This window comes from Pseudomonas sp. Pseusp16 (genome assembly GCF_047324915.1).
GTDB lineage: Bacteria > Pseudomonadota > Gammaproteobacteria > Pseudomonadales > Pseudomonadaceae > Aquipseudomonas > Aquipseudomonas fluorescens_CD.
This window is the reverse complement of the sequence record NZ_CP168522.1, coordinates 6,180,856-6,204,644: the sequence shown is the minus strand read 5'-3', so window position 1 is coordinate 6,204,644 and position 23,789 is coordinate 6,180,856. Positions and strand designations below refer to the sequence as shown.

23 protein-coding genes and 1 other RNA gene are annotated in these 23,789 nt (G+C 60.5%); 4 read left to right on the top strand and 20 right to left on the bottom strand.

Going from position 1 to position 23,789, the window contains the following annotated elements; genetic code table 11:
* Nucleotides 1–4 precede the first annotated feature (4 nt).
* The 15 genes from ACEN8Q_RS28250 to rsmI form a co-directional block, all read right to left on the bottom strand.
* The gene (locus ACEN8Q_RS28250; RefSeq protein WP_413428112.1) at nt 5–871 is read right to left on the bottom strand and encodes a cell division protein FtsQ/DivIB; all 867 of its coding nucleotides are present in this window, start codon (nt 869–871) and stop codon (nt 5–7) included.
* Between the two features lie 4 nt (nt 872–875).
* The gene (locus ACEN8Q_RS28245) at nt 876–1,859 is read right to left on the bottom strand and encodes a D-alanine--D-alanine ligase (RefSeq protein WP_413704035.1); all 984 of its coding nucleotides are present in this window, start codon (nt 1,857–1,859) and stop codon (nt 876–878) included.
* The gene (murC, locus tag ACEN8Q_RS28240) at nt 1,856–3,316 is read right to left on the bottom strand and encodes a UDP-N-acetylmuramate--L-alanine ligase (RefSeq protein WP_413428110.1); all 1,461 of its coding nucleotides are present in this window, start codon (nt 3,314–3,316) and stop codon (nt 1,856–1,858) included. The genes ACEN8Q_RS28245 and murC overlap by 4 nt, the downstream gene beginning before the upstream one ends.
* On the bottom strand, nt 3,309–4,379 hold the full coding sequence (murG, locus tag ACEN8Q_RS28235) for an undecaprenyldiphospho-muramoylpentapeptide beta-N-acetylglucosaminyltransferase (protein ID WP_413428109.1): 1,071 nt from the start codon (nt 4,377–4,379) through the stop codon (nt 3,309–3,311). The genes murC and murG overlap by 8 nt, the downstream gene beginning before the upstream one ends.
* Nucleotides 4,369–5,586 (bottom strand): putative lipid II flippase FtsW, encoded by a 1,218-nt coding sequence (ftsW, locus tag ACEN8Q_RS28230; RefSeq protein ID WP_413428108.1) that lies wholly within the window; start codon nt 5,584–5,586, stop codon nt 4,369–4,371. The genes murG and ftsW overlap by 11 nt, the downstream gene beginning before the upstream one ends.
* On the bottom strand, nt 5,583–6,929 hold the full coding sequence (gene murD, locus ACEN8Q_RS28225) for a UDP-N-acetylmuramoyl-L-alanine--D-glutamate ligase (RefSeq protein ID WP_413704034.1): 1,347 nt from the start codon (nt 6,927–6,929) through the stop codon (nt 5,583–5,585). Before murD ends, ftsW begins: the two co-directional genes overlap by 4 nt.
* Nucleotides 6,930–6,935: 6 nt before the next feature.
* A complete protein-coding gene (gene mraY / locus ACEN8Q_RS28220) occupies nt 6,936–8,018 on the bottom strand; it encodes a phospho-N-acetylmuramoyl-pentapeptide-transferase (protein ID WP_007989886.1) in 1,083 nt (360 codons plus the stop codon).
* Nucleotides 8,018–9,385 (bottom strand): UDP-N-acetylmuramoyl-tripeptide--D-alanyl-D-alanine ligase, encoded by a 1,368-nt coding sequence (locus ACEN8Q_RS28215; RefSeq protein ID WP_413704033.1) that lies wholly within the window; start codon nt 9,383–9,385, stop codon nt 8,018–8,020. Before ACEN8Q_RS28215 ends, mraY begins: the two co-directional genes overlap by 1 nt.
* Nucleotides 9,378–10,841: a UDP-N-acetylmuramoyl-L-alanyl-D-glutamate--2,6-diaminopimelate ligase gene (locus ACEN8Q_RS28210; RefSeq protein WP_413704032.1), complete on the bottom strand. Its 1,464-nt coding sequence runs from the start codon at nt 10,839–10,841 to the stop codon at nt 9,378–9,380. The genes ACEN8Q_RS28215 and ACEN8Q_RS28210 overlap by 8 nt, the downstream gene beginning before the upstream one ends.
* On the bottom strand, nt 10,841–12,580 hold the full coding sequence (locus ACEN8Q_RS28205) for a peptidoglycan D,D-transpeptidase FtsI family protein (RefSeq protein ID WP_181456704.1): 1,740 nt from the start codon (nt 12,578–12,580) through the stop codon (nt 10,841–10,843). The genes ACEN8Q_RS28210 and ACEN8Q_RS28205 overlap by 1 nt, the downstream gene beginning before the upstream one ends.
* On the bottom strand, nt 12,580–12,873 hold the full coding sequence (gene ftsL / locus ACEN8Q_RS28200; RefSeq protein ID WP_008016694.1) for a cell division protein FtsL: 294 nt from the start codon (nt 12,871–12,873) through the stop codon (nt 12,580–12,582). Before ftsL ends, ACEN8Q_RS28205 begins: the two co-directional genes overlap by 1 nt.
* Nucleotides 12,870–13,817, bottom strand: a complete 948-nt coding sequence (rsmH, locus tag ACEN8Q_RS28195; protein ID WP_008016693.1) for a 16S rRNA (cytosine(1402)-N(4))-methyltransferase RsmH — start codon at nt 13,815–13,817, stop codon at nt 12,870–12,872. Before rsmH ends, ftsL begins: the two co-directional genes overlap by 4 nt.
* Nucleotides 13,814–14,269: a division/cell wall cluster transcriptional repressor MraZ gene (gene mraZ / locus ACEN8Q_RS28190; RefSeq protein ID WP_007917012.1), complete on the bottom strand. Its 456-nt coding sequence runs from the start codon at nt 14,267–14,269 to the stop codon at nt 13,814–13,816. The genes rsmH and mraZ overlap by 4 nt, the downstream gene beginning before the upstream one ends.
* A 400-nt stretch (nt 14,270–14,669) precedes the next feature.
* An RNA gene (rnpB, locus tag ACEN8Q_RS28185) (RNase P RNA component class A) lies at nt 14,670–15,023 on the bottom strand.
* Between the two features lie 75 nt (nt 15,024–15,098).
* Entirely contained in the window at nt 15,099–16,004 is a 906-nt protein-coding gene (rsmI, locus tag ACEN8Q_RS28180) for a 16S rRNA (cytidine(1402)-2'-O)-methyltransferase (RefSeq protein WP_413427714.1), read from the bottom strand.
* Between the two features lie 177 nt (nt 16,005–16,181).
* On the opposite strand from rsmI, the gene ACEN8Q_RS28175 reads away from it, so the two are divergent.
* From ACEN8Q_RS28175 to ACEN8Q_RS28160, 4 genes are all read left to right on the top strand, one after another.
* On the top strand, nt 16,182–17,993 hold the full coding sequence (locus tag ACEN8Q_RS28175; protein ID WP_413427715.1) for a penicillin-binding protein activator: 1,812 nt from the start codon (nt 16,182–16,184) through the stop codon (nt 17,991–17,993).
* Nucleotides 17,993–18,355 (top strand): YraN family protein, encoded by a 363-nt coding sequence (locus tag ACEN8Q_RS28170; protein ID WP_413427716.1) that lies wholly within the window; start codon nt 17,993–17,995, stop codon nt 18,353–18,355. Before ACEN8Q_RS28175 ends, ACEN8Q_RS28170 begins: the two co-directional genes overlap by 1 nt.
* 104 nt (nt 18,356–18,459) lie before the next feature.
* Entirely contained in the window at nt 18,460–19,053 is a 594-nt protein-coding gene (locus tag ACEN8Q_RS28165; protein ID WP_007972584.1) for a phosphoheptose isomerase, read from the top strand.
* Nucleotides 19,050–19,628 carry a BON domain-containing protein gene (locus ACEN8Q_RS28160; RefSeq protein WP_413427717.1) on the top strand — a complete coding sequence of 193 codons (579 nt, stop codon included), beginning with the start codon at nt 19,050–19,052 and terminating at the stop codon, nt 19,626–19,628. The genes ACEN8Q_RS28165 and ACEN8Q_RS28160 overlap by 4 nt, the downstream gene beginning before the upstream one ends.
* A gap of 149 nt (nt 19,629–19,777) precedes the next feature.
* Here the strand turns inward: ACEN8Q_RS28160 and ACEN8Q_RS28155 are convergent, their stop codons facing one another.
* The 5 genes from ACEN8Q_RS28155 to petA all read right to left on the bottom strand — a co-directional run bounded on the left by ACEN8Q_RS28155 (nt 19,778) and on the right by petA (nt 23,562).
* On the bottom strand, nt 19,778–20,191 hold the full coding sequence (locus ACEN8Q_RS28155) for a ClpXP protease specificity-enhancing factor (RefSeq protein WP_085715923.1): 414 nt from the start codon (nt 20,189–20,191) through the stop codon (nt 19,778–19,780).
* 16 nt (nt 20,192–20,207) lie between these two features.
* Nucleotides 20,208–20,825: a glutathione S-transferase N-terminal domain-containing protein gene (locus ACEN8Q_RS28150; protein WP_007989864.1), complete on the bottom strand. Its 618-nt coding sequence runs from the start codon at nt 20,823–20,825 to the stop codon at nt 20,208–20,210.
* 150 nt (nt 20,826–20,975) lie between these two features.
* Nucleotides 20,976–21,758 carry a cytochrome c1 gene (locus ACEN8Q_RS28145; protein WP_413427718.1) on the bottom strand — a complete coding sequence of 261 codons (783 nt, stop codon included), beginning with the start codon at nt 21,756–21,758 and terminating at the stop codon, nt 20,976–20,978.
* Nucleotides 21,758–22,969, bottom strand: coding sequence for a cytochrome b (locus ACEN8Q_RS28140; RefSeq protein WP_008016686.1), 1,212 nt, complete (start codon nt 22,967–22,969; stop codon nt 21,758–21,760). Before ACEN8Q_RS28140 ends, ACEN8Q_RS28145 begins: the two co-directional genes overlap by 1 nt.
* On the bottom strand, nt 22,969–23,562 hold the full coding sequence (gene petA / locus ACEN8Q_RS28135; protein WP_008016685.1) for a ubiquinol-cytochrome c reductase iron-sulfur subunit: 594 nt from the start codon (nt 23,560–23,562) through the stop codon (nt 22,969–22,971). The genes ACEN8Q_RS28140 and petA overlap by 1 nt, the downstream gene beginning before the upstream one ends.
* Nucleotides 23,563–23,789 lie beyond the last annotated feature (227 nt).

Genomic DNA, 23,789 nt, shown 5'->3' with positions numbered 1-23,789 from the left:
TCTCTTAATTCTTCGCGACAGCGGGTACGGCTGCCGTCGGCGCTACAGGTTCCCGCCAGCCAACAGCGAGGCCGTTGGCGTAGCGCAGATCGATGCGCGCAATGTTCGTAATCTGTTCTTTGAGCGTCTTGTCATAGATGGCAATGAAACGGCGCATCTTTTCCACCTGGTTGCCGCGTCCCAGCAGCAGTTCGATACCCGGGCCGGCACTGCCGGGGCCGGTAGTCAGGAACCAGCTGCCGCGATCACGCAGTTCCAGGCGTGCAATCGAGAAACCCAGCGGCCTGAGCATCTGGCTCAATACCTGGTATTGCTGCATCACTTGCTGTTGAGCCCGCTGCGGGCCGAACAGCTGAGGCAAGTGTTCGTAGTTCGCCAACTCACGTGGAGTGAAGGCCTGGCCCTGGTTGTTCAACAGCGACTCGTCGCCCCAGCGGGCCACCGGCAGTTGTTCTTCCAGGCGGATCACCACTTGATCCGGCCACACCCTGCGCACTTCGGCGTGGGCAATCCACGGCATTGTTTCCAGCTCGGTGCGCATGCTCGCCAGGTCGATGGTGAAGAAGCTCGACGCCACGTATGGAGCGATCCGCTGCTGCACCGCTTGCTGGCTGATGTAACTCAAGTCGCCCTGCACATTGATCTTGGTGATCGGCCGGTCGGCATACGGCAGCAGCCGAGTGGCGCCTTCGTAAGTACCGAACCCCAACGCCACCAGCACTACCGGCCAGAACAGGCTTTTCAGAAAGCCGAAATTGGCTTTCGGCAGGCGCGCAGACATCGGCTCTTTGGCCACCATTCGGCTGGCACCCCGCGGCACCGGCTTGCGGCCGGGTGCGGGAGGCTGATGTCTGAGCTGAGCGCCTTGCATGGCCTTAACCTCTCGTCGACTCTTGGTTACCGGCAGTGTTGCCGGCAACGCTCTCGGCCAGAATGGCCAGAACCAGTTGCTGGAAATCCAGACCGGCGGCACGGGCCGCCATCGGCACCAGGCTGTGATCGGTCATGCCTGGTGCAGTGTTGACTTCCAGGAACCAGAACTGCCCTTCGGCGTCCTGCATCACGTCTGCCCTGCCCCAACCGGCGATACCCAGCGCCTCACAGGCTTTGGCCGTGAGGTCCATGAGTTCCTGTTCCTTGGCGCTGTCCAGACCGCACGGAATGCGGTACTGGGTATCGTTGGCGATGTACTTGGCGTCGTAGTCGTAGAAGCAGTGCGTCGTGCCCAGGGCAATCGGTGGCAACACCTGGTCACGCAGGGTGGCGATGGTGAACTCCGGACCGTGAATCCATTGCTCGACCAACACTTGCGAATCGTAGGTACTGGCCGCTTTCCATGCGTCGATTAGCTCGGACGCAGAACTCACTTTGGCCATCCCGATACTTGAACCTTCATGGGCCGGTTTGACGATCAAAGGGAAGCCCAGTTCCGTCGCCGCCGAAATACAATCGGCCTCGCTGCTCAGTACTGCGTGACGTGGCGTCGGAATGCCCAGGCTGTGCCAGACCTGCTTGGTGCGCAGTTTGTCCATGGCCAGGGCCGACGCCAGGATGCCGCTGCCGGTGTACGGAATGCCCAGGCATTCGAGCAGGCCCTGCATGCTGCCGTCCTCACCGCCACGACCGTGGAGGATGATGAAGGCGCGGTCGATCTTTTCGCTCTGCAGACGCTGCAGCAGGTCATCGCCTACGTCGAGGCCGAATGCGTCCACACCGGCGCTCAGCAGCGCGTCGAGTACAGCGTTGCCCGACTTCAGGGAGACTTCACGCTCGGCACTCTTGCCGCCGAACAGCACGGCGACGCGGCCGAAATCTTTCGGCGCGATCGTGGAGACCAGGTTGGCGTAGGCAGCAGTCATTTCAACTTCCCCTTCTCCGGCGCGGCAACGGCCCCGGCGAACAACTCACTCTTCAGCAGTTTTGGTGCGAGACCGCCGATATCACCGGCGCCCTGGCACAGCAGGATGTCGCCGGCGCGCAGCAGCGGCTTGACCACTGGCGCGAGGTCGACACCACGCTCGATGTAGATCGGGTCGAGCTGGCCACGCTGACGAATGCTGTTGCACAGCTTGCGGCTGTCGGCACCCGGAATCGGCTCTTCGCCGGCCGGATAGACCTCCATCAGCAGCAGTACGTTGGCGTCGGCCAGTACATTGACGAAATCGTCGTACAGGTCACGGGTGCGGCTGTAGCGGTGCGGCTGGTAGACCATCACCAGGCGGCGCTCCGGCCAACCACCGCGTACGGCCTTGATCACGGCCGCAACTTCCGTCGGGTGGTGACCGTAGTCGTCGACCAGCATCACATTGCCGCCGTCCACCGGCAGTTCGCCGTAGACCTGGAAGCGTCGACCGACACCCTGGAACCCGGACAGGCCCTGGACGATGGCTTCATCGCTGACGCCTTCGTCGCTGGCAATGCAGATGGTTGCCAGAGCGTTCAATACGTTGTGGTTGCCCGGCATGTTCACTGAAACATCCAGCGGCTCGCGGTCAGGGCGCAGCACGGTGAAGAAGGTCTGCATGCCTTGCTGGCGCACGTTGATGGCGCGCACGTCGCAGTCTTCGCCGAAGCCATAGGTGACTGTCGGGCGTTTGACCAATGGCAGGATTTCACGCACCACCGGATCGTCCAGGCACACCACCGCCAGACCGTAGAACGGCAGGTTGTGCAGGAATTCGACGAAGGTTTTCTTCAGCTTGTTGAAGTCACCGTCGTAGGTCGCCATGTGATCGGCGTCGATGTTGGTGACCACGGCCACCAGCGGCTGCAGGTGCAGGAAGCTGGCATCGCTTTCGTCGGCTTCGGCGATCAGGTAACGGCTGGTGCCAAGCTGGGCATTGGTACCCGCGGCATTCAGGCGGCCACCGATCACGAACGTCGGGTCCAGGCCACCGGCCGCAAACACCGAAGCGATCAGGCTGGTGGTGGTGGTTTTGCCGTGGGTACCGGCAACGGCGATACCGTGGCGATAACGCATCAGCTCAGCCAGCATCTCTGCACGCGGCACCACCGGAATACGGCGTTCCAGCGCGGTAGCGACTTCCGGGTTGGACGTGTTCACGGCACTCGACACCACCAGCACGTCGGCGGCAGCGGCGTTCTCGGCGCGGTGGCCGATGAAGATCTGTGCCCCGAAGGACTCCAGGCGTTCAGTCACCGGCGAGGCCTTGAGGTCGGAACCGGACACGGCATAACCCAGGTTCAGCAACACTTCGGCAATCCCGCACATGCCCACACCGCCGATACCGACGAAGTGGATGCGACGGATACGGCGCATTTCCGGTTGCGGCATGGCTTTCTGACTCTCAACCATGGGCCACCTCCAGGCAGCTATCGACCACGTTACGGGTGGCATCGGGTTTGGCGAGGCGGCGTGCCGCGGTAGCCATTTCGTTGAGTCGTTGTGGTTGCATCAGGACCTCTGTCAGGCGAGCGGCAAGATCCGCTGCACCAGTCGTTCTTTGCGGCATCAGGAAGGCTGCGCCTTCACGGGCCAAATATTCGGCGTTGCGGGTCTGGTGATCGTCGATGGCGTGAGGCAAAGGCACCAGCATCGAGGGCAGACCGGCGGCGGCCAGTTCACTGATGGTCAGCGCGCCTGCGCGACATACCACCAGGTCGGCCCAGCCATAGGCTTGGGCCATGTCTTTGATGAAAGGCTGCACCTGCGCTTCGACGCCAGCCGCGCGATAGCGCTCTGCAGTCACTTCATCGTGGTTTTTGCCGGCCTGATGGAACACTTCCGGACGCAAATCAACAGCAACTTGCGACAGGGCTTCAGGCAGCAATTTGTTCAACGGTTCTGCGCCCAGGCTTCCGCCCAGGATCAGCAAACGCGCCTTGCGACCAGCCAGGGCTGGTCGCGATGTCTCGAGGAACAGCTCGGTGCGCACCGGATTACCGGTAGTCCGGCGGCTGTCCGACAGGGTAAAGGTGTCGGGGAACGCTTCACAGACTCGGGCGGCCAACGGCACCAGCAACCGATTGGCGGTACCGGCCACGGCGTTCTGCTCGTGAACGATCACCGGCACACCGGCCAGTTTTGCCGCAACACCGCCAGGACCGGTCACAAAACCACCAAAGCCCACGACGCAGACCGGTTGCAGACGGCGAATGATCGCCCGCGCCTGCCAGACCGACTTGAGCAACATGAACGGTGCCTTGAGCAGCGACAGCTTGCCCTTGCCGCGCAGACCACTGGCGTTGATCCGGTGCAGTTCGATACCGGCCGCCGGCACCAGGTCGTTCTCGATGCCACGCGGAGTGCCAAGCCAGTGCACGGTATAGCCGCGCGCCTGGAATTCACGGGCACAGGCCAGTGCCGGGAACACGTGGCCACCGGTGCCGCCGGCCATGATCATCACGTTAGCGCCCATGGTTCGGCTCCTCGGCGAAGTCGCTCTCATGGAACTCCATCTCCTCGCTGCCCAGGTGGGTTCGACTTTCCCACTCGATGCGCAGCAACAAGCCGAGACAGGCACAGCAAATAACCAACGAACTGCCGCCATAGCTGAGGAATGGCAAGGTCAGCCCCTTGGTCGGCAGCAAGCCCACGTTCACGCCGATGTTGATCAGGAATTGACCAATCCACAGGAAGGACAAACCGTAGGCGACATAAGCTGCAAAAAACTGCTTGGCCTTCTCGGCCCACAAACCGATGTACATGCCGCGGATACACACGAAGACGAACAGTGCCACGGTGCACAACGAACCCACCGCGCCCAGTTCTTCGGCCAGGACCGAGAACACGAAGTCGGTGTGGGCTTCCGGCAGGTAGAACTGTTTCTGTACGCTGTTGCCCAGGCCAACACCCAGCCATTCGCCACGACCGAAAGCGATCAATGCCTGGGACAACTGATAACCGGCACCGAACTGGTCGGCCCACGGGTCGGCAAAGTTGGTCAGGCGCGCCATTCGATACGGCTGCATTTGAATCAACAGCACCACCGCTCCGACAGCCAGGACCACCATCAGGGAAAAACGGAACAGCCCGACACCGCCAAGGAACAGCATCGCCGCCGCAGCCCCCATCATCACGACGGTGGCACCGAAGTCCGGTTCCATCAGCAGCAGGCCAGCCATCGGCAGCAACACGATGAACGGCTTGAAAAAGCCCATCCAGCTTTCCCGCACTTCTTTCTGGCGACGCACCAGATAACCGGCGAGGTAGATCACCACGAACACCTTGGCGATCTCGGAAGGCTGGACGTTGAAGAAACTGAAGCCGATCCAGCGCATCGAGCCGTTAACCTCACGGCCGATCCCCGGAATGATCACCATCACCAGCAAACCGAACGCACCCAGCAGCATCAGCCAGCCCAGGCGTTGCCAGGTGGCAATCGGGATCATCATGGTGACGATGCAGGCACCCAGGCCCAGCACCACGTAAATAAGGTGGCGAATCATGTAGTAGAGGGCGCTGCCCGACTGCACGGCCGCCACTTCGGTCGATGCAGAGGCAATCATGATCAGCCCCAGGCCGAGCAACGTCAGGCAACCGGCGAGCATCGGGAAATCGAGGTCGATACCGCGCCCGGTGATGATCGGCGACGGGTACGGCTTGATGATGCCTCTCAGGCTCATACCAGATCCTCCACGGCTTGGACGAACTGGTGACCACGGTCTTCGTAGTTCTTGAACATGTCGAAACTGGCGCAGGCTGGCGACAGCAGCACCACGTCGCCCGGCTGCGCGGCGGCGCGGCATTGCTCGACAGCTTCGATCAGGGAGCCGGCGCGGATCAGCGGCACGGCGTCGCCGATGGCCTCGCCGATCTTGTCGGAGTCGCGGCCCATCAGCACCACGGCGCGGCAGTTGGCCGCCACCGGAGCGCGCAGATCCTTGAACTCCGCACCCTTGCCGTCGCCACCGGCTATCAGCACGACCTTGCCCTCGATGTCCGCGCCCAGCCCTTCGATGGCGGCCAGCGCGGCACCGACGTTGGTGGCCTTGGAATCGTTGTAGTAACCCACGCCGTCGAGGTCACGGACCCATTGGCAGCGATGCTCGAGGCCGGCGAAGGTGCGCAGGCTCGACAGCATGGCATCGAACGGCAGGCCGACGGCATGACCCAGAGCCAGGGCCGCGAGGGCGTTGGACTGGTTATGGGCGCCGCGAATCTTCAACTCGCGCACCGGCATCAGGTTCTGGAATTCGAAGGCCAGGTATTTCTCGCCATCTTCCTCACGGATACCGAACGCCTTGAAGTCCGGTTTGTTCAGACCGAAGGTCCAGCACGGCTGGCCCTCGCCGATCAGCGGACGGGTCAGCGCATCCTGACGATTGACCACGAACTGTTTCGCGCCACGGAAGATCCGGTGCTTGGCCAAGTGGTACGCCGGCAGACCGCTGTAGCGATCCATGTGGTCTTCGCTGATGTTGAGCACGGTCGCCACTTCAGCATTGAGCTGGTCGGTGGTTTCCAGCTGGAAGCTCGACAGTTCCATCACGTACAGCTCGACGTCGTCACTGAGCAGATCCAGCGCCGGGGTGCCGAGGTTGCCGCCCACCGCGACGCGCTTGCCGGCCGCAGCCGCCATTTCGCCGACCAGGGTGGTGACGGTGCTTTTCGCGTTGGAGCCGCTGATGGCCACGATCGGCGCCTTCGCGTTACGCGCGAACAGCTCGATGTCGCCGGACAGTTTCACGCCACGGGCGGCGGCGGCCTGCAGGGCCGGGGTCGCCAGCGCCAGGCCGGGGCTCACGTAGAGCTCGTCGGCACGGCACAGGAACTCGACGTCCAGCTCGCCACAACGCACTTCCACGTGCGGATAGTCACGCTTGAGCGTGGCCAGTTCCGGTGGATTTTCCCGCGTATCGGCCACGGCAAACGCCACGCCCCGGTTCGCCAGGAAGCGAACCAGGGACATGCCGCTCTTGCCGAGGCCGACAACGATGCGGAAGTGGTCAGAAGCGATCAGAGACACGAATTTCTACCTCAGCTTCAGGGTGGCAAGGCCGATCAGCACGAGAATCACGGTGATGATCCAAAAACGGACGATCACGCGCGGCTCGGGCCAACCCTTGAGTTCAAAATGGTGGTGAATGGGCGCCATGCGGAATACGCGACGACCGGTCAGCTTGAAAGAGGCGACCTGAATGACCACGGACAGGGTTTCCATCACGAACACACCGCCCATGATGAACAGGACGATTTCCTGACGGACGATCACCGCGATGGTGCCCAGGGCCGCGCCCAGCGCCAGTGCGCCGACGTCGCCCATGAAGACTTGTGCCGGATAGGTGTTGAACCAGAGGAAGCCCAGGCCCGCACCGATCAACGCGCCGCAGAACACAATCAGCTCCCCCGCGCCCGGTACGTAAGGAATCAGCAGGTATTCAGCGAATTTCACGTTACCCGACAGGTAGCAGAAAATGCCCAGGCCGCCGCCCACCATCACCGTCGGCATGATCGCCAGACCGTCGAGGCCGTCGGTCAGGTTGACCGCGTTGCTCGAACCGACAATCACGAAATAGGTCAGGACGATGAAGCCTGCGCCCAGCGGAATGCTGTAGTCCTTGAGCATCGGCAGGATCAGCGTGGTTTCCACCGGAGTGGCGGCGGTCACATACAGGAAGATCGCTGCGCCCAGGCCAAATACCGACTGCCAGAAATACTTCCAGCGGCTAGGCAGGCCGCGGGAGTTTTTCTCGATGACCTTGCGGTAGTCATCAACCCAGCCGATGGCGCCGAACAGCAAGGTCACCAGCAGTACGACCCAGACGTAACGGTTGGTCAGGTCAGCCCAGAGCAGGGTGCTGACACCGATGGAGGACAGGATCAGCGCGCCGCCCATGGTCGGAGTGCCCGACTTGGACAGGTGCGACTGCGGGCCGTCGTTGCGAACGGATTGACCGATCTGACGGTTCTGCAACGTGCGGATCATCCACGGGCCATAGCACAGCGACAAGACCAGCGCGGTCAGTACACCGAGAATCCCGCGCAGGGTCAGGTACTGGAAGACCGCGAAGCCTTTGTAGAACTGTTGCAGATACTCCGCTAGCAGCAGCAGCATTAATGTTTCTCCAGACTGGACCCGCACAAGGCGGCGACGACGTTTTCCATCGCAGCGCTGCGCGACCCCTTGATCAAAATGGTGGTGTTTGTGTCTTGCTCGGCGTCCAGGGCCTTGATCAGCTCAGCCTGCGTGCTGAAGTGAAAAGCCTGAGGACCGAATGCGTTCACGGCGTGAGCCATCATTGGCCCGACGGCGTACAGCGCAGAAACCTTGCCACGGGCGTACGCACCCACGTCGCGGTGCCCCTGCTCCGCCCATTCGCCCAACTCGCCGATATCTCCGAGCACCAGGACGGTGCGACCGGAAAAGCCGGCCAGTATATCAACGGCAGCGCACATGGAGGTGGGGTTCGCGTTGTAAGTGTCATCGATCACGCGCATGCCGTTGCTGGCCAATTGCGCAACGGTGCGCCCCTTGACCGGTTGCACCGCGCCAAGGCCGGAGGCGATACCAGGCAGCGACACACCCAAGGCATGGGCAGCCGCCGCGGCGGCCATTGCGTTAGCGACGTTATGGGTGCCGAGCAGGTTCAGTTGAACGCGCTCCACACCTTCAGGACTGTGCAGATTGAACGCCGGGCAACCACGAGCATCGGTGGCCAGGTCACTGGCATGGAAATCTGCCTGAGTGTTGCTCAGGGCGAACGTCAGCACCTTGCGGGCGCCTGCGCGGGCTTTCCAGATGCCAAACGCCTTGTCATCGAGGTTGAGCACGGCGACGCCATCGGCCGCCAGCCCTTCGATGATTTCGCCCTTGGCCTCAACGATTTTCTCCGGCCCGCCGAACTCGCCGACGTGGGCGGTCCCTGCGTTGTTGAGGATTGCCACGTGTGGCTTGGTCAGCCCCACGGTATAAGCAATTTCACCCAGACGCGAAGCGCCCAACTCGATTACCGCCGCGTTGTGTTCCGGGGCGAGTTCCAGCAGGGTCAGCGGCACGCCGAGGTCGTTGTTCAGATTGCCACGGGTCGCCAGGACCGAACCGCGGGTACGCAGGATGCTTGCGAGCATTTCCTTGACCGTGGTCTTGCCGCTGGAGCCGGTGACGGCTGCGACAGGCTTGGTGAACGCCACACGATTCAGCGCGCCCAACTGGCCGAGGGCCTGGCGGGTGTCCTTGACCAGCAATTGCGGCAACGTGCTATCGGCGACTTCGCGCTCGACCAACGCCGCGACCGCGCCTTTGGCGGCGACTTCATTCAGATAGTCATGACCGTCAAAACGCGGACCGGCCAGAGCAATGAACAGTTGGCCCGGTTTGATCGCGCGGCTGTCGATGCTGACGCCGTCGAAACTGGCATCGGTGGACACCAGGCGAGCATTCAGCGCACCGGTCAGTTCGCTCAGTTTCAAGGCCTCAAGCATGGGCCACCTCCCAAGCGTTCAAGGCATGATCAGCCTCGACCAGATCGGAAAAGGCATGACGCTCGCCATTGATTTCCTGATAGTCCTCGTGACCTTTGCCGGCCAGGACAATCACGTCGTCCACCGAGGCACTGGCGATCAACCGGGCAATCGCCTGACCACGACCGGCAACGAACTCCACTTTATCCACAGCCGTGAAACCGGCGCGGATGTCATCGAAAATCACCGAGGGGTCTTCGGTACGCGGATTGTCGTCGGTGACCAGCACGCCATCGGCCAGGCGCTCGACCACTTCAGCCATCAGCGGACGCTTGCCGCGATCGCGATCACCACCGCAACCGAACAGGCACAGCAATCGGCCTCTGGCGTGAGGACGCAGGGCCATCAGGACCTTTTCCAGGGCATCCGGGGTGTGGGCGTAATCGACCACCACCAACGGCTGCGAGCCACCGCCCAGTCGCTGCATGCGACCGGCCGGGCCTTCGAGCTTCGGCAGCACCTTGAGGATTTCGTCCAGTGCGTAATCCAGACCGAGCAACGCGCCGACCGCCGCCAGGACATTGCTCAGATTGAAGCGACCGAGCAAAGCGCTACGCAAGAGATGCTCGCCCTGTGGCGTGACCAGCGTGGCGCGCACGCCTTCGTCGTCGAATTGCGCCTGGCGGCAATACAGGTAGGCACTGGAATCTTCCAGGCTATAGGTGATCAGTCGCGACTCGCGCTTGTCCGCGGCCAACTGCCGGCCAAACTCGTCGTCGAGGTTGACCACGCGGCATTTCAAATCATTCCACGCAAACAGCCTGGCCTTCGTTTCGCCGTAAGCCTGCATGGTGCCGTGGTAATCCAGATGATCGCGGGACAGGTTGGTCATCACCGCCACATCGAAGGCCAATGCCGTCACACGGCCCTGGTCCAGGCCGTGGGAAGAAACTTCCATCGCCACGGCTTTGGCCCCGGCCTTTTTCAGGTCCGCCAGGGTCGCTTGCATGGCAATCGGATTCGGTGTGGTGTGCAGACCGCTTTCCAGCGCGCCATAGAAACCGCAACCGAGTGTGCCAACCAGGCCGCAGTGCTGGCCAAGCAGGTCCAGTGCCTGGGCGACCAATTGAGTCACGCTGGTCTTGCCGTTGGTGCCGGTGACGCCCACCAGGTTCAGGTGATGGCTCGGCTCGCCATAAAAACGCCCGGCGATGTCCGACAACTGCGCCGCTAGCCCCTTGACCGGAATCAGCGGCACTTCAGCGATCGGCAGGACCGTGGCGCCTTCGACTTCATAGGCCACTGCAGCAGCACCGCGCTGCAACGCGTCGGCAATGTGCGCACGCCCATCGAACTTCCCGCCCGGCACGGCGAGGAACAGATCACCCGCGCGAACATTGCGGCTGTCCAGGGCGAGCTCGCGAATCAGCAGATCGTGGCCGGCGTGAGGGAAAATCTTGTTCAGGCTCAGAGACATCAGCCGCGCCCTCCATTGGCTTTCAGCGGAACGACCGGTGTAGCGTTCGCTTGTTGAGTAGGTGGCAGGTTGTCCGGCGTAATGTTCATCAGGCGCAGGGTGCCCGACATCACGCGGCTGAACACCGGCGCGGAAACCAGGCCGCCGAAGTAACCGGCCTTGGTCGGCTCATCGATTACGACCACGATGGCGTAACGCGGATCGCTCATCGGGCCGAAACCGGCGAACAGCGAACGGTAGGAGTTCTCGGCGTACCCCTTGGTACCAACCGATGTTTTACGAGCGGTACCGGACTTGCCGCCCACGTGATACGCCGGCACTTGCGCACGGAACACGCCGCGCGGGGCCTCGATCACTTGTTGCAGCATGCCTTGCATGGTTTTCGCGACGGCCTCCGGCAGCACCTGGGTAGTCTGCGGCGGCTTGTCGGTCTTGATCAGCGTCAAAGGTGCGAGGCGACCGTTGTTGGCCAGGGCCGAGAAGGCGTGGACCAACTGGATCGCGGTCACGGAGATACCGTAGCCGTAGGACAGCGTGGCGGTTTCTGCCTTGCGCCATTCACGGTAGTTCGGCAGGTTGCCGACGCGCTCGCCCGGGAAGCCCAGGCCGGTGTCCTGGCCAAGGCCGACTTTCTGCGCAAGGCGGAAAATCGTTTCGCCGCCGATGTCGAACGCGACCTTGCTCATGCCGACGTTACTGGAGTTGATCAGAATGCCGGTCAGGTCGAGCACCGGGCCTTCGGTCTTGGATACGTCCTTGATGGTGTACTTGCCGATCTGCAACGAGCCCGGATACACCTCGACAGTGTCGCTCGGCTTCCAGCGGCCGGTTTCGATCGCGGCGCTCATCGAGATCGCTTTCATGGTCGAACCGGGTTCGAACACGTCGATCATCGCGCGGTTACGCATCATTGCCGGCTGCAGGTTGCGACGGTTGTTCGGGTTGTAGGTCGGCTGGTTGACCATCGCGAGAATCTCGCCGGTCTTCACGTCCATGATCACCAGGCTGCCGGCCTTGGCGCCGTTCTCGATGATCGCGTTGCGCAATTCGCGGTTGGCCAGGTATTGCAGGCGCAGGTCAATGGACAACGCCAAGGGCTTGCCGGCCTTGGCGTTTTTGGTGACCTGGACATCCTTGATCAGCCGGCCGCGCCGGTCCTTGATCACCTGGCGCTTGCCGGGGACCCCGGCCAGCCATTCGTCGTAGGCCAGTTCGACACCTTCACGACCGTGATCGTCGATGTCGGTAAAACCGACCATATGGGCGGTGACTTCGCCGGCAGGATAAAAACGCCGGAACTCTTCGATGCCGTAGACACCCGGCACCTTCAGGTCGAGCACGGCCTGCCCCTGCTCCGGCGTCAGCCCACGCACCAGGTAGATGAATTCTTTGTTGGCCTGGGCTTCAAGACGCTCGGTCAGGGCTTTGGGATCTTGCCCCAGCGCTGCGGCCAGTGCTGGCCACTTGTCTTTCTCCAACTGCATTTCCTTGGCGTTGGCCCACAGCGTGGTCACCGGGGTACTGACAGCCAAAGGCTCGCCGTTACGGTCGGTGATCAGACCACGGTGAGCCGGAATCGGAATATGACGCACACTGCGCGCATCGCCCTGACCTTTAAGGAAGTCACGGTCGACCACTTGCAGATCGATGATGCGCCAGCAGATAGCAGCCACCATGACGCCCAGCAAACCCAGGACCACACGGAACCGCCAGGGAAAGAGTGCACCTTCGAGTTTCATCATGGCGCCACCATCTTCACGTCAGCGGCACCGGGGATGTGCATTTTCAATTGTTCGGTGGCCAGCACTTCGATACGGCTGTGGGCGGTCCAGGTGCTCTGTTCCAGAATCAACCGGCCCCACTCGGCTTGCGCCTTGTCGCGCACGCTCAATTCGTTGTACAGCGTGTTCAACAACTGGCGATTCCAGTGGGCGCTGTAAGACACGCCGATGGCCGAAACGAGCACGGCAACAAACAGCAGCAGCATGAAAAAGCTTCCGCCGGGCAATGGCTTGGCGAAAAGCTTGCTCACCGCAGCTTCTCCGCCACACGCATGACAGCACTACGGGAACGTGGGTTGGCTTTGAGTTCGGCGTCGGAGGCCGTCTGCGCTTTGCCATGGACTTTGATTTTCGGTTCGAAGGCGACGTGCCGAACCGGCAGGTTGCGCGGCAGGTTGTCGGCTTCGCCTTTCACCAGCTTGCGCATGAACAGTTTGACGATGCGATCTTCCAGCGAATGAAAGCTGATCACCACCAGGCGACCACCCACTTCCAGGCACTCCAGCGCGGCTTCGAGCCCGGTCTCCAGATCGCCCAGTTCGTTGTTGACGTGAATACGCAATCCCTGGAACGCACGGGTTGCAGGGTTCTTGCCCTTTTCCCACGCCGGGTTGGCGACCTTCAGGACTTCCGCCAGGTCACCGGTGCGCTCGAATGGCTTGATGTCGCGGCGCTCGACCACGGCACGGGCCATGCGACCGGAGAAACGCTCTTCGCCGTATTCCTTGAACACACGGGCGATTTCTTCCACGGGTGCGGTGTTGACGAATTCGGCGGCGCTGATGCCACGGGACGGATCCATGCGCATGTCCAGCGGACCGTCGTTGAGGAAACTGAAACCGCGCTCAGGGTCGTCGAGCTGAGGCGAGGATACGCCAAGATCCAGCAGAACGCCGCTGACCTTGCCGGCCAGACCGCGCTCGGCGACTTCCGAACCGAGTTCGGCAAAGCTGCGCTGCACAACGACAAAGCGGCCGTCTTCGGCCGCTAGCGTCTGCCCGGTGGCAATCGCTTGTGGATCTTTATCGAATCCCAGCAACCGGCCGTCGGGGCCGAGCTGGCTGAGAATCAACCGGCTGTGCCCGCCGCGCCCGAACGTGCCGTCCAGATAGCAGCCATCAGGACGTACGGCGAGAGCCTCGACGGCTTCGTCAAGCAGTACGGTGATGTGGTTAAAGCCGCTATCAATAGTCACAGGATCAAATCACGCAGTTCGTCAGGCATAGCGCCCGGTTGTTGAATAGCAGCCAGGTCAGCGGCAGAAACCGCGTTCCAGGCATCCTCGTCCCACAATTGGAACTTGTTCAGTTGGCCTACCAGCATTGCGCGCTTATCCAACTTGGCATATTCACGAAGACGCGGTGGAACCAGGAAACGACCACTGCCATCGAGCTCAAGGTCGACGGCATTACCAATCAGTAAACGTTGCAGGCGGCGGTTCTCTTCGCGAAGCGAAGGCAGTGCGCGCAGTTTGGTTTCAATAATTTCCCACTCATCGAGGGGGTAAACACACAAACAAGGATCAACGGCATCAATTGTTACGATCAATTGACCGGAACTACGCGAATCGAGCTCGTCACGGTACCGGCTCGGCATTGCGAGACGGCCCTTTGCATCGAGACTGATAGCGTTGGCTCCGCGAAACACGTCAGCGTTTCTCCAAATTCTAGCGTTTTGAGTTCAAAAAACCCACTTCATGCCACTTTCCGCCACTTGCGCACACTATAGGAATGCGCCCACCACACCGTCAAGGCGCGGATCAAAGGAAAACCCTTACAGAACTGAGATTTAGGAGCATTAAAGGAGGGGCAACGAGAATCCGGCACATGAAACTGCCCGATAACTTGAATCAGCGCAGGAGGCTGCATTCGGAAGTTAAAGTAATTTATTAAGAGTAAGATTTTTTCGGTATTACAAAAGTGGTTCTGCTGACGATTGTGCAAGGAGGGAAATGGCTACTACGTGGAGTTTATGCGACCACCCCAATTATGGGCTCATTGCTGCCACCAACGCCCTGCTCAACAATTCAAGCAGAGGAGAAAAAAAGGTGGAGAGTCGATCTGTAAGCCGGGTTCTGTCTTGAACAGTCATTCGTCTACGATGGCCATCACTGGACATCTTTAGCAACCTACCCGGTCCCAGCGCGGGCCACGCCTTGGGACCCTATTTGGTCTTGCTCCAAGTGGGGTTTACCTAGCCACGAACTGTTACCAGACGTGCGGTGCGCTCTTACCGCACCTTTTCACCCTTACCGGCGCCGAAGCGCTTAGGCGGTTATTTTCTGTGGCACTTTCCGTAGGCTCACGCCTCCCAGGCATTACCTGGCACTTCGCCCTATGGAGCCCGGACTTTCCTCCCCCCCCTAATTTTCATAGGGGGCAGCGACTGTCCGATCGACTCTCCGCCGCAAAGGTTACCGGCAGAGCGCCCGAAGAACAAGCGCTAAGCGCCCTTGAGCACGCCTGCGCATCGGGTTTTACTCGCCTTTCTGTTTATCCAGGGCAATCTGGTACAGCACATTCTTTCGCTCGCCGGTGATTTGCGCTGCCAAAGCCGCCGCCCGCTTGAGCGGCATTTCTTCGAGCAACAGGTTGAGGATGCGCATCGCCTCACTGCTGACGGCGCCCTCCTCCTCGGGGGCAGACCAGCCCGCCACCAACACCACGCACTCGCCGCGCTGCTGATTGCTGTCCGACTCGACGAACTCGCGCAGCTCAGCCAGCGGCAGCCCCTTGAGCGTTTCAAACGTCTTGGTCAACTCACGGGCAAGCAGCGCCGGGCGCTCGGGGCCGAACACCAGCTCCATGTCTTGCAGGCATTCCAGAATGCGATGCGGGGCTTCATAGAAGATCAAGGTGCGGGGCTCTTCCTTTACCTGCTCCAGACGCGCTCGCCGCCCCACAGCCTTGGCTGGCAGGAAACCTTCGAAAATGAATCGGTCGGAAGGCAACCCTGCCGCCGACAATGCTGCAATCAACGCGCAGGCACCCGGGACCGGCACCACATCGATACCCGCTGCCCGGGCCTGCCGCACCAGGTGATAACCCGGATCGGAAATCAGCGGCGTGCCGGCGTCGGAGATCAACGCCACGTTGTCGCCGGCAAGCAGACGAGTGATAAAGCGACTACCTTCATCCCTCTCGTTATGCTCATGACAGGCTGCCAATGGCGTCGAAATGCCGAAGTGTTGCATCAAGCGCTGGGAATGACGGGTGTCTTCCGCGGCGATCAAGGCCACTTCACGCAGAATCTTCAGCGCCCGCGCACTGATGTCATCCAGGTTGCCGATGGGCGTCGCCACCACATAAAGCGAGCCAGCAGCGGAATTCAAAGCACCTGGAGCAGTCAAAGCGCACACCTCATGATCGGTAAAAGTCGCCATTGTAGCGCGTAGCGAGACTCACGATACGCGCAAGCAAACGCGGTATCGCCGACCGTTTGTGCACTGACGCAACATTTACACCAGCTAAATTGATCGATTCACGCCACTAACATCGCGCCCCGGCCAGTGCTTGGGTACAATTCCACGCTAATTTGATCGAGTATCAGGAACGCTTACATGATCGCTTGCCTGCGGCTGTTATCTGCCCTCTGCCTCGCTGCCTTGCTGGCGGCTTGCGCCAGCTCGCCCTCCTCCAGCCTTGGCGAACTTCCACGGACACCGGACGCCAGTATCGAGCAACTGCTTGCGAAGGCCGCCCAAAGCAAATCACCGGAAGATGCCGCCCTGCTGCGCCTGAGCGCTGCCGACCTGGCCTATCACCAGGGCAATGCCGGCCAGTCCGCGCAAATCCTGCAACAGGTTCCGATCGAGCAGCTCAAGCCGGGCCAACAGATTTTCGCCAGCACCCTGGCGGCTGAACTGGCCATGACCCGCAACCAGCCCAAGGCAGCGCTTACTGCCTTGAGCCATCCGAGCCTGCAGCGCTTGAGCGAACTGCCCGTAGAGCAACAAGTGCGCACCGGCACCGTTCACGCCCGTGCCCTTGAAGCCGATGGCCAGACCCTCGCCGCTGCCCGTGAGCGCATCTTCATTGCCCCGATGCTCAAAGGTGAAGCCGCGAGCAAAAACCACGAAGCCATCTGGACCCTGATCGCTTCGCTGCCGACCGATCAGTTGCAGCCGAACACCACCGACGATCTCGGCGGCTGGATGGCCCTTGCGCTGGCCGTGAAATCCGCCGGCACCCTGGAGCAGCAGCAGGCCGCCATCGATAACTGGCGTGCGAAGAATCCGAAACACCCGGCCGCCATTCAATTGCCGCAGCCACTGACCCAACTCAAGGAGCTGGCCAGCCAGCCCCTGAACAAGATCGCCCTGCTGCTGCCTCAGGACGGCCAGCTGGCCTCGGTTGGCAAAGCGCTGCGCGACGGTTTCATGGCTGCTCACTACCAGGCACAACAGGCCGGGCAAAAGCCACCCGCCATCGAGTTTTATGACAGCTCGCACCTGACTTCCATGGACGAGTTCTACCGCAAGGCCCAGGCCGATGGCGTGCAACTGGTAATCGGGCCGCTGGAGAAGCCGCTGGTCAAACAACTGAGCACCCGCCCGCAATTGCCGATCACCACGCTGGCGCTGAACTACAGCGAAGGCGATCAAGGCCCGGCACAGCTGTTCCAGTTCGGTCTGGCCGCTGAAGACGAAGCCCGCGAAGTGTCGCGCCGCGCTCGCGCCGACGGCCTGCATCGCGCAGCCATCATGGTGCCGAAAGGCGAATGGGGCGACCGCGTGCTCAAGGCGTTCAGCCAGGATTGGCAAGCCAATGGCGGCACCATCGTCGTCACCGAACGCGTCGATCAACCGGTCCAGTTGGCCCAGCAGATTGCCGACATGTTCCAGCTGCGTCAGAGCGAAGGTCGCGCCAAGAGCCTGCAAAGCACTGTTGGCTCGCAAGTAGCGGCCCAGCCATCACGCCGCCAGGACATCGAGTTCATCTTCCTGGCCGCAACACCGCAACAGGCCCAGCAGATCAAACCGACCCTGAACTTCCAGTACGCAGGCGATGTTCCGGTCTACGCCACCTCCCACGTGTTCAGTGCCAGCGGTGACGTCAACCAGTACAACGACATGAATGGCATCCGCTTCTGCGAGACGCCATGGTTGCTGGACGCCAACGACCCGTTGCGTCGTCAGGTCACCGCCCAGTGGCCACAAGCCGCCGGCAGCCTGGGGCGTCTGTATGCCATGGGCGTGGACGCCTATCGACTGGCACCGCGCCTGGGCCAGCTCAAGTCTCTGCCGGACAGCCGAATCGACGGTGAATCGGGCAGCCTTGGCATGACTCAGAGCCAGCGTGTCGTACGCCAGCTGCCATGGGCCCAGTTCGCCAATGGCCAGGTCCAGCGCCTGCCGGACACCGCTCGCTGATGCCTGACAGGTCACGCTGGCAAAGCGGTAGGGATGCCGAGCGCCATGCGCTCGAGCATCTTCAACAACAGGGTCTGCGCCTGCTGGCGCAGAACTGGTTGTGTAAACGCGGCGAGCTTGATCTGGTCATGCTAGATGGCGATACAGTAGTATTCGTTGAAGTCCGCTACAGAAAAAACACTCAATGGGGTGGCGCGCTCGATAGCATCGATGGGCGCAAACGGCAAAAACTGATTTTCGCCGCGCAGTATTTTCTTCAGTGCGAGTCGCGCTGGGCCAATTCCCCTTGCCGCTTCGACGTGATTGCCATCGACAGCAATCTCGATCAGTTGAACTGGCTACAGAATGCCTTCGACGGCTGATCGCCGGCATTGCGAACCGGACACTATCACCCAACACTTTTGCTCTTTGCTTTGCGGGCTGCACATTCACGTGCCGAACAGCCGCGCTACTTAAGGTCACACAGATGGACATGCAATCCCGAATTCGCCAGCTTTTTCAGGCCAGTATCGACACCAAGCAACAGGCGATGGAAGTACTTGCACCGCACATCGAGCAAGCCAGCCAGGTCATGGTCAACGCCCTGCTCAACGAAGGCAAAATGCTTTCCTGTGGCAACGGCGGCTCTGCCGGCGATGCCCAGCACTTCTCGTCCGAGTTGCTCAATCGCTTTGAGCGCGAACGCCCGAGCCTGCCGGCCATCGCCCTGACGACCGACAGCTCGACGATCACCTCGATCGCCAACGACTACAGCTACAACGAAATCTTCTCCAAGCAGATCCGCGCACTCGGCCAACCGGGCGATGTGTTGCTGGCTATCTCCACCAGCGGCAACTCGGCCAACATAATTCAGGCGATCCAGGCCGCACATGATCGCGAAATGATTGTCGTAGCATTAACGGGTCGTGATGGCGGCGGCATGGCGTCGCTGCTGTTGCCCGAGGACGTCGAGATTCGCGTACCGGCCAACGTCACCGCTCGTATTCAAGAAGTCCACCTGCTGGCGATCCATTGCCTTTGCGATTTGATCGACAGCCAATTGTTCGGGAGTGAAGAATGACCCCTAATCGCCTTGGCCTGTTGGCCTTGACCCTGTGCCTCGGTATCAGTGGCTGCACCTCGGTCGTGACGGCCAGCCGTGAAGCACCGATTGAAGATGACCGCGGTACTCGCACACTGGGCAGCAAGATCGACGACTCCCTGATCGACACCAAGGTTGGCGTGAACGTCGCCAAGGCCGATCCGGCCCTGGACAGGGATTCGCACATCGTCGTCACCAGCTTCAACGGTGTCGTGCTGCTTGCCGGGCAAACGCCACGCGCAGACCTCAAGGCCAAGGCTGAACAGGCCGCTGCCGCGGTCCAGCGTGTGAAGCAGGTGCACAACGAACTGCAAATCCTGCCACCCTCCTCGTTGCTGGCACGCCAGAACGACACCTGGCTGACCACCAAGATCAAGACCCAGATGCTCGCCGATGCGAACATCCCCGGCTCGCGCATCAAGGTCGTCACTGAAAACGGCATCGTCTACATGCTGGGTCTGCTGACCAAGCAGGAAGCCGCGCAGGCGACCAACCTGGTGCAAGGGGTTTCCGGTGTGCAGAAGATTGTGAAGCTGTTCGAGTACATCGACTGATCTACAACCTGTAGGAGCGAGCTTGCTCGCGATGGACGTTTGGCGAATGCGTTCATTCAGACTGCACGCGTCATAGTTCACGTCCATCGCGAGCAGGCTCGCTCCTACAACGTAATAAAAAAGGCGATCCTTGCGGATCGCCTTTTTTATTACTTGACCACTTTCAGACTGGGCCGACCGCTTGGACGCGGCGGCTCGCTGTCCGGTGGTGGAAGATCGTCATCCGGTTCGATCTCTTCGTCCTCGCCCATCGGCGATTCCAGATCAAACACCATGCCCTGGCCATTCTCCCGGGCGTAGATTCCCAGGATCGAAGCGATTGGCACGTACAGGGTGTGCGGCACGCCACCAAAGCGCCCCTCGAAGCTGACCGCCTCGTTATCCATGTGCAAGTGACGCACGGCTTGTGGCGATACGTTCAGGACGATCTGCCCGTCACTGGCAAACCCCTGTGGAACCTGTACCGACGGGTACTCGGAATTGACCAGCATGTGCGGGGTGCAATCGTTGTCCACAATCCACTCATAGAGCGCGCGGACCAGATAAGGTCGACTGGAGTTCATAGCGGCTCCTTAAGCCTTAGCGCATGTCGCGTTCGACACCAGACAGACTCGCCTGGAAAGCCTCACGCGCAAACTGGCGCTCCATATAATCAAGCAGCGGCTTGGCTGGCCGCGGCAGTTCTATACCCAGAATCGGCAATCGCCAGAGTATTGGCAGTAGGCAGCAATCCACCAGACTTTGTTCCTCACTGAGGAAAAACGGTTTGTCGGCGAACAGCGGCGACACACCCGTCAGGCTTTCGCGCAACTCTTTGCGGGCCACGGCACGGGCCGCCTCCTTGGTCCGCGAATCCAGAATCAGATCCACCAGGCCACACCAGTCACGCTGAATGCGGTGCATCAGCAGGCGACTGTTGGCACGCGCCACGGGATAAACCGGCAGTAGCGGCGGGTGCGGGTAACGCTCATCCAGATATTCCATCACCACAGTCGACTCCCACAACGCCAGGTCGCGATCGACCAGGGTGGGCAAGCTACCGTAAGGGTTCACTTCAATCAGTTTAGGTGGCTGGCGTCCAGCTTCCACGTAAATGATCTCGGCGCTGACACCCTTCTCTGCCAGTACGATGCGCACTCGGTGGGAATAGTGGTCGGCGGGGTCGGAGTAACAGGCCAACCGATTGGTCACGCCCATGGCGATCCTCCTCGCTTGTAGAAATAATCGAACGCGGAAAAACGAGCGCGCCCAGAGGGCGCCTCCCGTAACGACTGGATAACCAGTTTCGCTACATCCTCAGAGGCGCCCTTGGGCGCGCGCGATTAACAGCAATAGCTTGAAGCTTTATCAGTGCACGTCTTTCCAGTATTCGCGCTTGAGCAGGTAAGCGAATACAAAGAAGAACGCCAGGTACAGCAATACATACGTACCGATGCGCTGATGTTGCAGCTTAACCGGGTTAGCCGAGTAAGCCAGGAAGGTTACCAGATTCTTGACCTTCTCATCGAACTGCTCTGCAGTCAGGGCACCGCTTTTCGGCACGATGGTCAACTGATCGCACGCTTCATGGGTCAGCGCCGTACCGGTCAGAGGATCATATTGCTTCTTGCCGTCTTCGACGATCTGAACCTGTTTGCAACCAACCACCTGGCGACCTTGCAGGCCGGCCAGGACGTTAGGCATACCCACGTTCGGGAAGACCTTGTTGTTCACACCCCATGGGCGCGCCGGATCTTCGTAGAACGACCTCAGGTAACCGTACAGCCAGTCAGTACCGCGAACACGGGCAACCAGGGTCAGGTCCGGTGGCGCCGCGCCAAACCAGGTCTTGGCGTCCGCCGGCTGCATGCCGATGCTCATGTGGTCGCCGATCTTGGCTCCGGTGAACATCAGCTTCTCCATCATCAACTCATGGGGAATGCCCAGGTCGTCGGCAACACGCTCGTAGCGCTGAAACTTGGCACTGTGGCAACCCATGCAGTAGTTGGCGAACGTACGCGCGCCGTCTTGCATGGCTGCTTTATCGGAAACGTCGATGTCGACTTTTTCCAGCTCGGGGCCACCGTGTTCAGCTGCGAAAGCGAACACTGGCAGCGCGGCAAGCATCAATACAGCAAATAGTTTTTTCATCAGCCAGTCACCCTTTCCGGAACCGGTTTGGTCTTCTCGAGCCTGGTGTAGAACGGCATCAGAATGAAGTAGGCGAAGTACAGGAAGGTACACACCTGCGACAGCAGCGTACGCTCAGGGGTTGGGGCCAATACGCCCAGCACGCCCAGGATCACGAACGCGATGCAGAACACCCAGAGCCAGATCTTGCTCAGCCAGCCCTTGTAGCGCATCGACTTGACCGGGCTACGGTCCAGCCATGGCAGGACGAACAGCACGGCAATGGCAGCACCCATGGCGATCACACCCAGGAGCTTGTCCGGAATCGCACGCAAGATGGCGTAGAACGGGGTGAAGTACCAGACCGGAGCGATGTGCTCTGGGGTCTTGAAGGCGTTCGCCACTTCAAAGTTCGGCTTTTCGAGGAAGTAGCCGCCCATTTCCGGGAAGAAGAAGACGATCGAGCAGAAGATGAACAGGAACACCACCACACCGACGATATCTTTCACGGTGTAGTACGGGTGGAAGGCAATGCCGTCCAGCGGTATGCCGTTTTCGTCCTTGTGCTTCTTGATGTCCACACCGTCCGGGTTGTTCGAACCCACTTCGTGCAACGCCAGGATGTGCAGCACCACCAGACCCAGGATAACGATCGGCAGGGCAACCACGTGCAAGGCGAAGAAGCGGTTCAGGGTAATGCCGGAAATCAGGTAGTCACCACGAATCCACTGGGTCAGGTCGTTGCCGATGACCGGGATCGCACCGAACAGCGAGATGATCACCTGGGCACCCCAGTAAGACATCTGGCCCCACGGCAGCAGGTAGCCCATGAAGGCTTCGGCCATCAATGCCAGGTAGATCAGCATGCCGAAAACCCACACCAGTTCACGCGGCTTCTGGTACGAACCGTAGAGCAGGCCACGGAACATGTGCAGATAGACCACGATGAAGAACGCCGAAGCGCCGGTGGAGTGCAGCAGACGCAGGATCGAGCCGTACTCGACATCGCGCATGATGTATTCGACGGAAGCAAACGCCTCCTCCGCCGACGGGTTGTAGCTCATGGTCAGCCAGACACCGGTAACGATCTGGTTGACCAGCACGAGCAGTGCCAGGGAGCCAAAGAAGTAGAAGAAGTTGAAGTTCTTCGGAGCGTAATACTTGCTGAGATGGTCTTCCCACATCTTGGTTGCGGGAAAGCGTGCGTCAACCCAATCCATGAACTTGCTCATCACGCTTTCTCCGTATCGACGCCAATGATAATGATCTCATCGGTCTCATAGGAATGCGGGGGAACTGGCAGGTTCAAAGGCGCAGGTTGCGACTTGTAGACGCGACCAGCCAGATCGTAGTGGGAACCGTGGCAAGGGCAGAAATAACCGCCCACCCAGTCTTTACCCAGATCCGCAGGTGCCACTTCAGGACGGAAGGTCGGCGAGCAACCCAGGTGCGTGCAGATACCAATCAGCAGCAGAACCTCAGGCTTGATCGAACGGGTTTCCGGATCAACGTAAGTCGGTTGTGTCGAGTTCTTGGAGGTCGGATCAACGAGCTGGCCCTCGATCTTCTTCAGATTCCCCAGGATTTCCGGTGTACGGCGGACAATGAACACCGGCTGACCGCGCCACTCAGCAATCATCTGCTGGCCTGGCTCGACTTTGCTGACATTCACTTTCACCGGTGCACCTGCGGCTTTCGCCTTGGCACTGGGAAACCATGACCCCACGAACGGGACCGCAGCCCCCACCGCTCCTGCAGCACCCACCACGGATGTGGCTGCTACCAAGAAGCGACGCCGGCCTGCATTCACGCCGTCATTGCTCATTCAGTCCTCTCCCATCAGCTTTGTGGCCTGTTAAATCAGGCATCTACTAAGTAAATCTATGTACTTATAAAAATTTTGCCGAATGGTAATGAAAAGCCCCAATCCTGACAAGGTAATTACCGGAGCCCATCACCCCCAAGCCTTGTAGTATAGGGCGCCTACGGATGTGGCAAGTTGTCACAGCGCAATTCTTTGATAAATCGCAGACATAAAAAAACGCCCAGCTC

Excerpts from the sequence above, each read along its gene's own strand:
- mraY (WP_007989886.1), bottom strand. The coding sequence starts at position 8,018 with ATGCTGCTGCTGCTAGCGGAGTATCTGCAACAGTTCTACAAAGGCTTC.
- rsmI (WP_413427714.1), bottom strand. The coding sequence starts at position 16,004 with ATGGCGACTTTTACCGATCATGAGGTGTGCGCTTTGACTGCTCCAGGT.
- ACEN8Q_RS28145 (WP_413427718.1), bottom strand. The coding sequence starts at position 21,758 with ATGAAAAAACTATTTGCTGTATTGATGCTTGCCGCGCTGCCAGTGTTC.
- ACEN8Q_RS28140 (WP_008016686.1), bottom strand. The coding sequence starts at position 22,969 with ATGAGCAAGTTCATGGATTGGGTTGACGCACGCTTTCCCGCAACCAAG.
- ACEN8Q_RS28245 (WP_413704035.1), bottom strand. The coding sequence starts at position 1,859 with ATGACTGCTGCCTACGCCAACCTGGTCTCCACGATCGCGCCGAAAGAT.
- ACEN8Q_RS28160 (WP_413427717.1), top strand. The coding sequence starts at position 19,050 with ATGACCCCTAATCGCCTTGGCCTGTTGGCCTTGACCCTGTGCCTCGGT.
- ACEN8Q_RS28210 (WP_413704032.1), bottom strand. The coding sequence starts at position 10,841 with ATGTCTCTGAGCCTGAACAAGATTTTCCCTCACGCCGGCCACGATCTG.
- murG (WP_413428109.1), bottom strand. The coding sequence starts at position 4,379 with ATGGGCGCTAACGTGATGATCATGGCCGGCGGCACCGGTGGCCACGTG.
- ACEN8Q_RS28205 (WP_181456704.1), bottom strand. The coding sequence starts at position 12,580 with ATGAAACTCGAAGGTGCACTCTTTCCCTGGCGGTTCCGTGTGGTCCTG.
- ACEN8Q_RS28155 (WP_085715923.1), bottom strand. The coding sequence starts at position 20,191 with ATGAACTCCAGTCGACCTTATCTGGTCCGCGCGCTCTATGAGTGGATT.
- ftsW (WP_413428108.1), bottom strand. The coding sequence starts at position 5,586 with ATGAGCCTGAGAGGCATCATCAAGCCGTACCCGTCGCCGATCATCACC.
- ACEN8Q_RS28215 (WP_413704033.1), bottom strand. The coding sequence starts at position 9,385 with ATGCTTGAGGCCTTGAAACTGAGCGAACTGACCGGTGCGCTGAATGCT.
- ACEN8Q_RS28175 (WP_413427715.1), top strand. The coding sequence starts at position 16,182 with ATGATCGCTTGCCTGCGGCTGTTATCTGCCCTCTGCCTCGCTGCCTTG.
- ACEN8Q_RS28170 (WP_413427716.1), top strand. The coding sequence starts at position 17,993 with ATGCCTGACAGGTCACGCTGGCAAAGCGGTAGGGATGCCGAGCGCCAT.
- ACEN8Q_RS28150 (WP_007989864.1), bottom strand. The coding sequence starts at position 20,825 with ATGGGCGTGACCAATCGGTTGGCCTGTTACTCCGACCCCGCCGACCAC.
- ACEN8Q_RS28250 (WP_413428112.1), bottom strand. The coding sequence starts at position 871 with ATGCAAGGCGCTCAGCTCAGACATCAGCCTCCCGCACCCGGCCGCAAG.
- murC (WP_413428110.1), bottom strand. The coding sequence starts at position 3,316 with ATGGTTGAGAGTCAGAAAGCCATGCCGCAACCGGAAATGCGCCGTATC.
- petA (WP_008016685.1), bottom strand. The coding sequence starts at position 23,562 with ATGAGCAATGACGGCGTGAATGCAGGCCGGCGTCGCTTCTTGGTAGCA.
- ACEN8Q_RS28165 (WP_007972584.1), top strand. The coding sequence starts at position 18,460 with ATGGACATGCAATCCCGAATTCGCCAGCTTTTTCAGGCCAGTATCGAC.